13 protein-coding genes and 1 pseudogene are annotated in these 13624 nt (G+C 39.5%); 10 read left to right on the plus strand and 4 right to left on the minus strand.

The genetic code is table 11. The annotated features are described in order from the left end of the window. Positions 1–5 precede the first annotated feature (5 nt). From G9371_RS07965 to rplS, 7 genes and pseudogenes are all read left to right on the plus strand, one after another. Positions 6–3859, plus strand: a pseudogene (locus tag G9371_RS07965) (PilC/PilY family type IV pilus protein). Positions 3860–3871: 12 nt separating this feature from the next. Beyond that, positions 3872–4354, plus strand: a complete 483-nt coding sequence (locus G9371_RS07970) for a type IV pilin protein (protein WP_029424121.1) — start codon at positions 3872–3874, stop codon at positions 4352–4354. After that, on the plus strand, positions 4351–4776 hold the full coding sequence (locus G9371_RS07975) for a type IV pilin protein (RefSeq protein WP_005130737.1): 426 nt from the start codon (positions 4351–4353) through the stop codon (positions 4774–4776). Before G9371_RS07970 ends, G9371_RS07975 begins: the two co-directional genes overlap by 4 nt. Positions 4777–4922: 146 nt before the next feature. Then, entirely contained in the window at positions 4923–5174 is a 252-nt protein-coding gene (gene rpsP / locus G9371_RS07980; RefSeq protein WP_000260334.1) for a 30S ribosomal protein S16, read from the plus strand. Between the two features lie 19 nt (positions 5175–5193). Beyond that, positions 5194–5742, plus strand: a complete 549-nt coding sequence (gene rimM / locus G9371_RS07985) for a ribosome maturation factor RimM (RefSeq protein WP_005130741.1) — start codon at positions 5194–5196, stop codon at positions 5740–5742. A gap of 45 nt (positions 5743–5787) precedes the next feature. Beyond that, the gene (gene trmD / locus G9371_RS07990) at positions 5788–6528 is read left to right on the plus strand and encodes a tRNA (guanosine(37)-N1)-methyltransferase TrmD (protein WP_000464599.1); all 741 of its coding nucleotides are present in this window, start codon (positions 5788–5790) and stop codon (positions 6526–6528) included. Positions 6529–6735: 207 nt separating this feature from the next. Beyond that, a complete protein-coding gene (gene rplS / locus G9371_RS07995; protein WP_000014562.1) occupies positions 6736–7104 on the plus strand; it encodes a 50S ribosomal protein L19 in 369 nt (122 codons plus the stop codon). A 52-nt stretch (positions 7105–7156) separates the two neighbouring features. On the opposite strand, the gene G9371_RS08000 is transcribed toward rplS, so the two are convergent. Together G9371_RS08000 and G9371_RS08005 are read right to left on the minus strand one after the other, a co-directional pair. After that, positions 7157–8098 (minus strand): lipase family alpha/beta hydrolase, encoded by a 942-nt coding sequence (locus G9371_RS08000; RefSeq protein WP_086221420.1) that lies wholly within the window; start codon positions 8096–8098, stop codon positions 7157–7159. A 114-nt stretch (positions 8099–8212) separates the two neighbouring features. Then, positions 8213–9244, minus strand: coding sequence for a lipase secretion chaperone (locus G9371_RS08005; protein WP_029424123.1), 1032 nt, complete (start codon positions 9242–9244; stop codon positions 8213–8215). A gap of 153 nt (positions 9245–9397) precedes the next feature. On the opposite strand from G9371_RS08005, the gene truB reads away from it, so the two are divergent. From truB to G9371_RS08020, 3 genes are all read left to right on the plus strand, one after another. Then, positions 9398–10303 carry a tRNA pseudouridine(55) synthase TruB gene (gene truB / locus G9371_RS08010; RefSeq protein WP_000208694.1) on the plus strand — a complete coding sequence of 302 codons (906 nt, stop codon included), beginning with the start codon at positions 9398–9400 and terminating at the stop codon, positions 10301–10303. A gap of 19 nt (positions 10304–10322) precedes the next feature. Next, a complete protein-coding gene (locus G9371_RS08015) occupies positions 10323–11099 on the plus strand; it encodes a sulfite exporter TauE/SafE family protein (protein ID WP_000525222.1) in 777 nt (258 codons plus the stop codon). Positions 11100–11309: 210 nt separating this feature from the next. Next, positions 11310–11753, plus strand: a complete 444-nt coding sequence (locus G9371_RS08020; protein ID WP_001019905.1) for a hemerythrin domain-containing protein — start codon at positions 11310–11312, stop codon at positions 11751–11753. A gap of 7 nt (positions 11754–11760) precedes the next feature. Here the strand turns inward: G9371_RS08020 and G9371_RS08025 are convergent, their stop codons facing one another. Both G9371_RS08025 and G9371_RS08030 read right to left on the minus strand, forming a co-directional pair. Then, positions 11761–12621 carry an EamA family transporter gene (locus G9371_RS08025; RefSeq protein ID WP_029424124.1) on the minus strand — a complete coding sequence of 287 codons (861 nt, stop codon included), beginning with the start codon at positions 12619–12621 and terminating at the stop codon, positions 11761–11763. Positions 12622–12716: 95 nt separating this feature from the next. After that, positions 12717–13595: an EamA family transporter gene (locus G9371_RS08030; protein ID WP_029424125.1), complete on the minus strand. Its 879-nt coding sequence runs from the start codon at positions 13593–13595 to the stop codon at positions 12717–12719. Positions 13596–13624: the final 29 nt, after the last annotated feature.

Consider the following 13624-nt stretch of genomic DNA (forward strand, 5'->3'; position numbering starts at 1 on the left):
ATATCATGAAACTAAAATTGAAGAATTTTAAGCCAAATAATTTATGGTATGCCGTCTATTCAAGCTCAATGATATTCACATGGCTGATGACAAGCTCTGTGGTGCAAGCAAGTGATTTACAAATTTATGCCTCACCTACAGCAGGTAAAAAAACAATTGTGATGATGTTGGATACATCAGGAAGTATGACCAACAATAGTTATGGTGAAAACCGCTTAGCCATGCTTAAAAATGGTATGAATGCTTTTTTGGCTAGCAATAACCCTGTCTTAAATGATACGCGAGTAGGTTTAGGAAATTTCTCGGCAAATGGTGACAGCCGAAGTGGACAAATTTTAGTGGCTGCTGCTCCTTTAGGTGATGCAAGTACTTTAAATACGGTAGGCTCACAACGTTATAAATTAAAACAAGCTGTTGCTAATTTAACTGCGGGAGGCTCAACACCTTCAGCCCACGCTTATGCTGAAGCAGCTGCTTACTTAATGGGGACAACCACATATTCAGAGACGAATTATGCTATTCGTAAAGATAGTTATATCAAACGTGTAAGAAGATCTGATAATAGAACTGAATATTCATATTGTACTAATTACCGTGATTCGCAAATTGATACAGCCAACCTATGGCAACCTTGTCGTTCAAATAGTTATTGGAGTAGCTGGTCAACAAATAATCCAGGTGTGGATAATGCTACTGCTTATGATACTTCATCTGACTGGACTTATTACTATACTTATTACTACACCACTTTTAATTATGCTGTAGCAAATGCAGATAGCGGTATTCCAAAATCTAAATCAAACGATACAGCTAGCAATCCGAATATTGTTGTAGACCGAAATGCTACTAACTCCAATGCAGTGTATCAGTCACCTTTACCTGCAGTAGCGAATCGTCAGAGTTGTGATGGACAAGGTATTTACTTCTTATCGGATGGCGAACCGAACAATACAACAAATACACGTTCGGCAAGTGTTATGTCGACTGCTTTAGGTAGTACTTTTGGAGCTGATTTTAATTGTTCTGGAGGTTTATCTAACACTACGGCAGACTCTGGTTGGGCTTGTATGGGGGAGTTTGCAAAAAGATTATTTGATAAAACAAAGAATCCTGCCGGAGTTTCTATTCAAACAGCATTTGTCGGTTTTGGTAGTGACTTTTCTAGTTTGAGTTCTTCTGATGTAAAAAATGCCTGCCGTTTAAGTTCGAGAACCCAGTCTGACCGAAAAGGAGATGATGCGTGTTCACCGAATCAATCTACAAATGCGGTAGCTGCACCAGGTTATGGAAATGGTGGTTTTTTCCCTACTCAGAGTTCACAAGGTGTAACAGACAGCGTTATCGCATTTATTAATAATTTAGATAAAGTTCCTTTAGAACCCTTAACCACAGGTGCTATCTCAGTTCCATATGATGCATTGAATCCCAAAAATTTACAGGAATATGGTTATTTACGAGCTTTTGAGCCAAATCCAGCTAACACGTACTTAACATGGCGTGGAAATTTAAAGAAATATCATGTGGTTTTATCTGGAGCGAATGCAGGTGCTTTTGAGGCCAATTCTGGCGGATTAGTCTACAATGCAAGTGGGGCTTTTAGGACTGGAACAAAGGATTATTGGAATAGCTCTACTTATACTGACGGAGGCAAAGTCTTTTTAGGTGGTTCATATGCGAATGTGCCTTTACCCATTGCTGGACAACCTGAAACACGTGATGCAGAAGGAAATATCACAAAATATTATTACGCAGTACAAAGTAAAATCCGCAACTTATTTACTGATGTTTCCGCTGTTGCAGCAGATGGTAGCTTAACGAAAATTTCAACTTCTGGAACTAATTTGTTAAAAATTCCAGCCGCTCCACCAGAAGGAACTAATCCTTTTGATACGGTGGCTAATACAGCAAGTTATGTTTTAGGTAAATTTGATCCATCAACTGGACAAAATATTTTAAAAGCTTTTCCTATAAGCTTGAAATTAAAAATATTAAATTATTTAGGTTATTCAACAGATATTAATGCAACAACTCTGCCTTCATCTTTGGTTACATCGAATGAACCTTATTTATCGATGGGGGGAAGTATTCACTCTTTACCGGTTCAACTAACCTACAATGGAACACTAGATGATAATGGGAATTTAACATCTGCCCGAGAACAATCCATTCTCTATGGAACCATGGAAGGCGGGTTACATATTGTGGATGCTTCATCTGGTATTGAGCAAATGGTCTTTGTTCCTGCAGATATTTTAAATGATTCAGTTGCTTCCAAAGCTTTAGTTGTTGGTCAAAGTGATGCTTCAGCTCCCGCTCATGGTATGGACGGAGCTTGGGTATCTGATCCAGCCTATAATATTACTACAGTGGGAAGTGGTAGCTCGGCAGTATCAAAAGTAACTGCAAAGCAAATGAATATTTATGGCGGCATGCGTATGGGAGGAAGTAGCTACTACGGACTAGATGTATTAAGCCCTACTTCACCGAAACTGCTTTTTAGAATAGGGGCAGACCAGACTGACTATAGCCGTATGGGTCAAAGCTGGTCTAAACCCTACTCGCGAACATCCGTTATAACGGTTCTATTAGACGTGTCCTGATTGTTGGCGGTGGTTATGATCAGTGTTATGAAAAACCAAATATTACGTTGACTGACGCTTGCTTTACCAATGGAAAAGCAAAAGGAAATGCTGTCTATATTATTGATGCAAAAACTGGTCAGCGTTTGTGGTGGACAAGTGATACAGGTTCTAATACTGATAACGCCAATATGAAGCATAGTATTGTTAGCCGTATTAGTACTTTAGACCGTGATGCTGATGGCTTAGTCGACCATCTATATTTTGGAGATTTAGGCGGACAAATTTTTCGCGTGGACCTTAATAATAATCAGACAAAAACCAATTCGACCTATAGCAGTTTTGGTGTCAGAGTTGTGCGTTTAGCGAATTTAGCAACAAATGATTCAACTTATGATGGCACAAATGATTATACAGGTGGGAATGCTCCTCGTTTTTATGAGCCTCCAACAGTAACGATCCACGATTATGGAATTCACACTTTTATTACAGTAGGAATCGCATCAGGAGACCGTAGTACACCGTTAGATGTTTACCCACTCACAGGTCGTGAAGGTATGACGCCTGCAAGTGCATTAAGTGGACGTCCTGTAAATAATGTATATGGAATTATTGATAGAGACTTTGTTAAAAAGAACTTAATGTCTTTAACTGATAATCAGCTTGAAACAAAAGATATTACACGGACAGGCTTAAGAAAAAATCCACAAATTCTAAGAACAGGTGAAACAAGAGTAGCTCAAATTTTCTTCCCAACTACAGGAGTAGGTAAAGGTGGTTGGTATCGCTCGCTTTCTAGTACGAGCGATGGTACAGAAAAAGCTAATAATAGTTTTCGTATTAAAGGAGGACTAAAAGCTTTTGAGGAACCAATGGCAATTACGGGTAATTTAATTATTCCAGTTTATGACCCTCAAGGAACGGGAATTGTTGCGGCAGATCCTTGTCTACCTCGTGTTGTGGGAGAAACAGACCGACAAACTTATTGTTTACCATTTGGTGCTTGTCTTAATCCGGATGGAACCATTAATTCAAATAAAGAAAACCCGAGCGGGTTTCAAACAAAAACTGGTAGTAACTGTCCAGCTGGAGTCTCTGAATGTAATACAAATGTCATTGGTGCAGGTATTCGTAATATCACATTTGTTCCAAAAAGAGATGAACCTCCTGTGACTAATAGTTGTGGGAAATTACAGCTGTCTGGAAACGAGAACGGAACAGGTGAGTGGCAATGTACAAGTCATTTACTTCCTGTGCGCTGGTATGAGCGCTATCGCTAGAAGGAACAGCTTATGAATAAATACTCTATTCTACGGTTCAATCAGGGGGTTACCTTGATTGAGCTTATGGTCGTGATTGTTATCGTTGCTATTTTTGCTTCAATTGTTATCCCTTCATATCAAAGTTATAGCCGTAGAGCTACTGCATCTGCGGCTAAAAGTGAAATTTTGAAATTAGCTGAACAATTAGAACAGCATAAATCAAGAAATTTTACTTATAGGGGTTTTACCACAACCTCTATAACCCTACCTCGCGGGGGATATACGATTCAGATTACTGATGATACGACCAGAGGTAATTTATTAACAAATTCTGCTGCTAATGGTCAAACATGGGTAATTAGAGCAACCACAACAGATTCGAGAAATTTTAATTTTATTGCTAAAAATTCAGGTATACGTTGTCAAAGTTTAACAGTTACAGCTGTTGATAATGATTGTGGTGGTACGACTACTTGTAATACATGTGAAGCGAACAGTGAGGTTTGGCAGTGAAGAATGGTTTTTCTTTAATTGAAATTATGGTCGTGGTAGCAATAGTTGCAATTTTAGCGGCTATAGCCACCCCTTCATATTTACAATATTTGCATAAAGGACATCGTACTGCTGTTCAATCCGAAATGATGAATATTGCGCAGACTTTAGAGTCTCAAAAAATGGTGAATAACCGTTATCCCTCAAATGCAACTATACAATCAATTTATGGCTCTAATGTGAGTCCTCTTCAGGGCAAAGCTTTATATACTTTAGCTTTTACTACTTTAAACGATTCGACATGGGTGCTTACGGCAACACCAATCGCTAATACTTCACAAGCTGGTGATGGAATTATTTGCTTAAATGATCAAGGGCAAAAATTTTGGGCAAAAGGTGCTACAGATTGTGCACTATCGGCTTCATCAAGTTGGACAGAGTAATTTAAATTCAAAACTGCGGATAACTCAAAATTTAATCTTTCTTTCAGGGTGAAAATCACGTAGAATGTCGCCCTCTATGAAAGGGGTTTGAAGTGTTGCCGATGGTCGGCGCAGGGATAATCCGTAAGAATTATAAGGCTTTTATCATGGTTGTTATTCGTTTAGCACGTGGCGGCGCAAAAAAACGTCCATTCTATCAAATCGTTGTGACTGATAGCCGCAATGCACGTGATGGTCGTTTCATCGAGCGTATCGGTTTCTTTAACCCAACTGCACAAGGTCAAGCAGAAAAACTTCGTTTAGATGCAGACCGTTTTGCTCACTGGGTTTCTCAAGGTGCTCAACCTTCTGAACGTGTTGCTTCTTTGGCTGCTCAAGCTAAAAAAGCTACTGCATAATTATTGTAGTAGGTAGCCCATGACACCAACACAGAATGTTCCCGAAGATCGTATTCAGATTGGACAGTTACGTTCAGCTTATGGATTAAATGGGTGGCTCTGGGTGTATTCCAATACAGAACCCATGAGCAATATGTTTGACTACTTGCCTTGGTACATCGAGACCAAGGCCGGTTGGCAAATCGTTGATGTAAAACGTTGGAAACCACATGGCAAAGGCCTGGTTGTTGCTCTAAAAGGTGTGAGTGATCGCACAGGAGCAGAAAGCTTGGTTGGCGCTAATATCTGGATTGCTAAATCTCAACTGCCGAAAGCAGATGTAGATGAGTACTACTGGTCAGATTTGAAAGGCTTAACAGTGTTAGGTCTTGATGAAGACGAACAGGAAGTAAACTTGGGGCAAATTCATGAGTTGTTTGAAACTGGAGCTAATGATGTGATGGTTGTACGCGCTACACCAGACAGCATTGATTCAGAAGAACGCATGATCCCGTGGCATAAAGATGTGGTGCAACGCGTTGATCTTGAAGCTGGTCGCATTTACGTCAATTGGGGCGTAGATTATTAATCCTTTTTATAGGATTAACGCAGCAGGAAAATAGAGGAGTCTGCGGTGTTTTTTGCAGTCATTACGCTTTTTCCTGAAATGTTTGAAGCGATTACAGCCTACGGGATTAGCGGGCGTGCAGCAAAACGTGACATAGTACAAGTCACTTGTATTAATCCACGTGATTTTGCTGAAGGGAATTACCGAAGAGTGGATGAACGTCCATTTGGTGGTGGCCCTGGTATGGTGATGATGGCGGAGCCTTTGGCAAAAGCAATTAACCATGCCAAACAACTTGCTTCGCAAGCAGGATGTGTTCATGTACCTGTGGTGTATATGTCTCCACAAGGCAAAACTTTAAATGAACAGGCAGTACAGCAGTTCGTCGATTATGATGGCTTAATTGTATTGTGTGGGCGTTATGAAGGCGTCGATGAGCGTTTGATCCAGCATTATGTTGATCAGGAATGGTCAATTGGAGATTATGTCTTATCTGGTGGTGAACTACCTGCCATGGTGTTGCTTGATAGTATTATTCGCCGTTTGCCGAATGTAATGTCAGATGAGCAATCAGCGATACAGGATTCTTTTGTAGATGGTCTTTTGGATTGTCCGCAATACACTAAGCCAGACCAGTTTGAAGGGTTAGAGGTTCCTGAAATTTTAAAGTCGGGACATCATGCCAATATTGAGAAATGGCGTTTTTTGCAGCGTTATCAACGAACTTTAGAGCGTCGACCTGAGTTGATTGAACAGGTTACGTTGACTAAGCAGCAAAAAAAATGGCTGTCAGATGAACAAGGGTAAGCACATCCCCTGTGTTTTTCTGAGCAAAAGATGAGAAGCTTTGCTTCGAATTAAAGCATAAGTCTATTTTTTATAGATTTATGTGTACTTAAGGCTCTTTACGGTTGTCGTAAAGGGAAAGTTAAACGGGTTGATATGCGCTTTAGCCTCTATCCCCAGCGGAAACTCAGGCCTCTTCTGACTCCGCACATATTGGAGATTCCCACAATGAGTGGTAAACATCCTTTAGTTCAAGCTATTGAAAATTCACAGTTAAAAACTGACCTTCCTGAATTTGCTCCTGGTGACACAGTAGTTGTTCAAGTTAAAGTAAAAGAAGGTGACCGTGAACGTCTTCAGGCATTTGAAGGTGTTGTAATCGCTAAGAAAAACCGTGGTTTGAACTCTGCGTTCACAGTACGTAAAATTTCTAGCGGTGTTGGTGTTGAGCGTGTATTCCAAACTCACTCACCAGTTGTTGCTAAAATCGAAGTGAAACGTCGTGGTGACGTTCGTCGTGCTAAACTTTACTACCTCCGTGACTTGTCTGGTAAAGCTGCACGTATTCGTGAAAAATTACCAGCTCGTAAAGCGTAAGCTTATAGCGAGTAAAAAATGCGCCTCTTGGCGCATTTTTTTGTTTTAAAGCTTATAATCCTTGAAGTTTTAAACGGTTAGCATGTTGACGGTAAACCGAGACAGGGTCTGCTGCAAAAATAGAACGTATTCCCATGACCTGATTGACTTCATCTAAATGATTCCAGTTATAGTCGTCACGAATAGTTTTACCAAATTTGGCACTGCATCGAGAAACCAGCCCATCATTATCCCCAAATGGGTCAACCACTAGACTACTTCCTGTCAATGCTATATCAAATGGATCTAATGGGTTTGTCAGCGCTTTATTACCAGAGAATGAATACATATAAATGCCTTTCTCCTGATAAGTACCCTCACCACAAGACGTGTTAGGAATACCCATTGGAAACTGGGCATTAAACTGTGCAGAGCCTTGAGTCGATAAACTGTGGGCACCTGCTAGGGAGTCATGCGGATAACTATTTGGGTCTAGACCTCCTGCCCAAGTAATTGCTGCGGAAAACCAGTTTACTAATGTTGCCAGTCCGGATAGAGGAGTACCCTCAACATTCAGGATGACATCTGCCATTGGCGATCCTTTGTGAGGTGCACCAATAGTAGTAAGTGAAGCTACTTTTTCAGGCATGATCCCAGCGACATAGCGAATTGTTGGTCCCCCGTGGCTATGTCCGATCAAGTTGACTTTAGGCTTTCCGGTGATGGCAATAATTTCTTCTACTTGTTGGGCAAGTTGTTCTCCACGAACTTCAGTTGAGTTAAACGGTGAAACTCTTGTTGCCCAGACATTTCCTCCGTTACGCGCAAGATCAGGAAGAATCTGATACCAGTAGTCCAGACCAAGCGTATCTGTTCCAACTCGGTTAAAACCCGCCATACCATGGTTAAAAACCAATGGATATTTGGTTTGTGCATAAGTCGAATAGACGAATGAGCTTTTGACTTGCTCGGCATTTGTGGCATGGGTTGCTGAAACACTCAGTCCTGAGAGTATTGCAGCACAGAAAAATATTAAGTTCCTTTTCATTTTTTACTCACTATTTTTATTTTGTATGAGAAGCAGCTTCTACTGCTGGATAAGGTTTGGCTCACTTTGAAATAGAAAAGCCTAGTAGTTAAAGGGTAGTTCACCTCCTTGATCATGGACTGTTTCAAAAGTTCTAAGACGAAGCTGTTCTTGCGATGAGCTAAATTGTTGTTGGCGTAGTTGTTGGATAGCTTGTTTTTTAGCGTTGTCACTCATATTGCTATGCAGGACTTCATCACGCTGATTTAAGTAGCCAGTCACTCGCTGTTGCCACGCATTACGCTGTATATCTAAAGTTTCTAATCGTTGAGTTGCCTCGGCTCCAACAAGTGCTGTACGCATTTGCCGAAGTTCCTCTGCTGAACCATTGCGAGCTTTAATTTGTTTGGTCAGTGTGTGTAAATCATCAAGCTTTGAAAGTTCTTGTAGGTTTTCTTGCCAGTCTTCTGGTAATTGTTCAAAGCGCTCTTTAAGTTTTTTAGCTTTTTCAATTTCGCTTAAAGATGAATCTTCTAAAATCTTCATGCGATCTAATGTGTAGTTCTGATAAATATCTTCTGTTGAAAATAACCCTTCAATTTCAGAGGCAGAGAAGAAACGTTTTCTTATATCTTGAATTGAACTGAAGATCTTTTGAAAATAATTTTGATCTTGTTGTTTAGATTGAGGCGGTTGAATTTGTGCAAGCTGCTCACGGTATTTTAAATAACGCGTCCACAAATCAATAATCTGTGAGCGGGCTGGCTCTAAATATTGATCTTGTATAAATTTCTCAAAATGAGTTTTAACTTGTTGTAAATTGCTCTCGCCATACTGCGTAATAAAATATTCAAAGCAGTCACGGGTTTGGCTATTCACAACTAAATGCTGTGAACTATTAATTTTTAATTGGCAGTTAACTTGAGTATCTTGCTGACTTTTACTCAAATAAGTATTTTCGTTTAATGGTGAATTTAAAGTAGATTGTGAAGTAGCTACCAACCTAGCTTCATCCTGATTTGGCTGAGGTGAAGTATTTTCCGAGTCTGGGCTTAGCCAATACACACATGCGATGAGGCTCAAAATAAAAAATCCGATCACACACCACCATATCTTTTTCTGCATCCTTTGCATAAAGATATCTTCCTTAAGTTTTCATTTGTTGTTTTTTTACTCGATCATTAATGTGCCATAAAATAAGTGAAAAGGCACCTAAATATTATGAAAATATCTTGCTGAATTTGCTAACATGTCGGCACTTTTCTCTAGCTTTGTGTTCCAGTAAAAATGACGACAAAAAATCAAAAAATTTCTCGTCGCCATATCAGTGGTGTATTTCTTTTAAATAAACCATTAGGGCTAAGTTCTAACGCTGCTTTGCAAAAAGTGCGTTGGCTTTACCGTGCCCAAAAGGCGGGTCATACTGGTGCATTAGATCCATTAGCAACCGGTTTACTTCCTATTTGTTTAGGAGAGGCCACTAAATTCTCACATTACTTGCTGGACTCGACAAAGCGTTATCAAACTACTGTTCGATTAGGCCAAACTACAACAACAGGCGATGTTGAAGGCGATATTTTACAAGAACGTCCTATCCCGGTTCTTAGCAAAGAGCTTATTGAGCAAACTTTAGAAAAGTTTAGGGGCGATATTCAACAAGTTCCACCGATGTACTCGGCATTAAAAAAAGAAGGTAAGCCACTATATGAGCTGGCCAGAAAGGGTATAGAGATTGAGCGCGAGGCACGCCCAGTTACGATTTATGCTTTAGAACTCATTGAATTTACTGAAAATAGTATCACTTTAGATGTAACTTGTTCTAAAGGAACATATATTCGTGTGTTAGGTGAAGATATTGGTGAGGCGCTTGGTTGTGGTGGTCATTTAACCATGCTTCACCGTATTCAAACTGGACATTTTGAACTCATCCCAAGTTATACCATTGAATATTTGGAAAGCTTAACGGAAGAGCAAAGAGAAGCTTTGCTACTGCCCGTATATGCTCCAATTGACCATTTCTTAAAAATTCAGGTTCCCGAAGGACGGGAAAAATATTTTTGTAACGGTCTAGAAAGCAATATTGATCATTCTGCAGAAGCAGAAGTGTTGGTTTTTTCGGATGAACGCTGTCTAGGTTTAGCTGAAATTACCGATAAAAAACGGTTGGTACCTAAACGTATCTTAAATTTGTAGTAGATGTAGAGTATAAAACATGGGCATGGAATGGGATGTTATCCTTAGTTTGATCTTTTTTGCGTTTACTGCGGGAGCAATTGATGCTGCTGTTGGTGGCGGCGGACTCATCCAGATTCCCGGGATCATGAGCACTTTTCCTAACATGTCGACTGCTACGGTGATTGGTACCAATAAAGTCTCATCCATTTTTGGTACGGCATCGGCAGCTTATACATTTGCTAAAAAAGTAAAGTTGCAATGGAAGCTTTTAGCCGTTATTGCCATTTGTGCCTTGATTAGTTCTTTCGCTGGCGCGGCTTGTTTGTCGCTTATCCCTCAATCGGTATTGCGTCCTTTTGTTTTCGTGATGTTGATTGTGATTGCGATTTATACCCTAGTTAAAAAGAACTTCGGACAGGTTCATACCGAGCAAAAAATTACTACGAAAATGCTCGTTTTAGCTGGTATCGGTAGTCTGGCGATTGGCTTTTATGACGGTATTTTCGGGCCGGGTACTGGTAGTTTCTTTATCTTTTTCTTCATTCGTTTTTTACAAGTCGATTTTTTACATGCTTCGGCGTTGTCAAAAATCGGTAATTTTATGACTAACTTAGCTGCGCTGAGTTTCCTCATTCCAACTGGGCACGCTATTTTACATATTGGTTTAATGATGGCAGCGGCTAACGTGCTAGGTTCTATTGTTGGGGTGCGTACCGCACTTAAATACGGTAGTGGTTTTGTACGTATTATCTTTTTAATTTTGGTGAGTATCCTGATTTGCCGTTTGGGATATCAAATGTTTGTTACAGGCTAAATAAGATAAAAAGTATGAACTGTTCCTGAGGAGTGGTTCATACTTTTATGTATCTTTTAAAATTGGAAATATAAAAAACATTACAGAAACTTACTAGAAAGAAAACTGTGTAAAAAATAGTCTCATTTTAAGCTACTTAAATAATATAAATTTTGCCGTACGATAAACCTTGAAATAAAAAAGATTTTTTAACTAAAAATGAGGAAGAGAATGAATATTTTCGAAGCATTAAGAGAAAGCCACGAAAATCAACGCAACCTTTCTGAACAATTAATCCAGACACATGGTTTAACCGAAGAACGAAAAGAATTATTTGATGCATTAAAAAACGAACTTTATGCTCACTCAGTTGCCGAAGACCGTTATTTATATATTCCTTTAATGTTTGATGATGTCGGTTTGGATATTACGAGACATGCTTTATCTGAACACCATGAAATGGATGAGTTGGTCGAGCAACTCGAAAAAACGGATATGAGTAGCCCAAGTTGGTTGGCAACCGCTAAACAGTTGAGCGAAAAAGTCCATCACCACTTAAAAGAAGAAGAGCATAAGTTTTTTCAGCAAGCCGGTAAAATTCTTAAAGACAGTGAAAAAGAAACGCTAGGCAATAAATATTTAAAGGAATATAAAAAGTATAAAAAACAGCAATAAGCTACACCTATGATGCTGTTTTGCTTCTTAAAGTAACTCCAATTGACGCTAGCATTACGCAAGCTAAAGCCACCCATTGCAGCATGCTGATTTCTTCATGAAGTAGTAAGAAACCTGTTAATGCTGCCAATGCTGGCGCTAAACTTGTTAGGGTGCCATAAGTTAATTTATTAAGTTGTTTGAGTGCCATTAGGTCGAGTGCATAGGGAATAGCAGTCGCTAAAACTGCAATAAGTAAGGCTTTACCCCAGTACTGTGTATCAAGTAATGCTGGGCCATTATACCAAATACCAATTGGTAATAAGGCGAGGGCAGATACGGTAATCCCTATGGTTAAGGCATGCATTCCTATATTTTGAGTTACAACTTTTTGACCAAAATAAATATAGAATGCCCAACAAAGCCCTGCGCCTAAAGCACAGGCTGCACCTACGTAAGAAAAGTGGTGTTGAGTTGGATCTTGCCAAGGTACCATGAGTGCAATACCCAGCATGGCAAAAGCTACCCAGATATATTCGCTCTTTTGTTTGATAGAAACTAGGGCTAGGCCTAATGGACCAATAAATTCTAGACCTACCGCAATCCCTTGGGGTAATTTTCCAAGAGAGGTGTAAAATAAGATATTCATTAACCCTAAAGATGCGCAATACATTAATAAATCACGCCATTTTAAATAAGGTAAGCGAGACCAGATTTTCCAAGAACGGAACATAATGGCAACAATCACTGCTGCAAAACATAATCTTAAAATAGTAACGGTAAGCGGATCTAAAGCCGCAATAAGTTGCTTGGCAAATGAAGCGCTGATTTGATACGAAACCATCGACAAAATCATATAGAGCACAGCAATAATTGGAAGATTTTGCATGGAAGTACCTTAACGCTTCATTTGATATGTAAAAAATAAGGGTGATTAATTATAGCCAATACTGGGTTTCAACTCGCAGGTTTTGCAGAATTAACCTACTGTTTTTCACGTTGTTGTCGGGCTCTTTGGGTAGTTATAGTACAACCCACAGAAGCAGTAATAATGGTGGCGAGTGCCAACCATTGATTCCATAACAGGTATTCACCTAAGAAGATAAAACCGGAAAGTGCAGCAACAGCTGGCTCTAGGCTCATCAATGTTCCAAAACTTAAAGGTGTTAAATTGCGTAGAGCTAACATTTCTAAAGAGAATGGAAGTGCACTGGCTAAAACAGCGAGACCAATAAAATAAAAAAAGTATGGTAGTTCTATAACTTGCCCAATCGAGCCTGAGAAAAAAGTAATGGGTAAAAGTATACAAGCACCTACAGTCATGCCCAAACAAACGGTATGGTTACCTGAGATACCAGAAGGCTTTTGCCCTGCAATAATATATAGGGCCCAACAAGCACCCGCACTCATCGCAAATAGGACTCCGATCCAGTCCAAGCTATGTGCTTGGTTAAAAGGAAATAATAAAATGAGACCAATAATTGCGAAAGTGACCCAGACAAAATCATATTTTTGTTTAGCATGGTAAAGGGCCACACTAAGTGGACCAATAAATTCAAATGCAACCGCAATACCAATGGGTAAACGTTCAAGCGATAAATAGAAAAGGGCATTCATGCCAGCAAGAGCAAAGCCATAGCTCAAAATAGCTTTCCATCGGACCTGACTAAAATTAATTTTCCAGATCTGAAAAATGAAAGCCAAAATAAATGCCCCGATACATAAACGCATTGAAGAAACAGTCAGTACAGGAAAGTTCTGAAACAGGACTTTAGCTAAGGATGCGCTACTTTGGACACTTAACATGGCAAGAATAAGAAAGCCCAAAGCATGAAGCTGGGATTTCTGGCTTGAACTGGACATTTTATTATTTGATCAATTGGTATACTTTT

It is taken from the genome of Acinetobacter sp. EKM10A, assembly GCF_011075215.1.
In the GTDB taxonomy this organism is placed as follows: Bacteria; Pseudomonadota; Gammaproteobacteria; order Pseudomonadales; family Moraxellaceae; genus Acinetobacter; species Acinetobacter baumannii.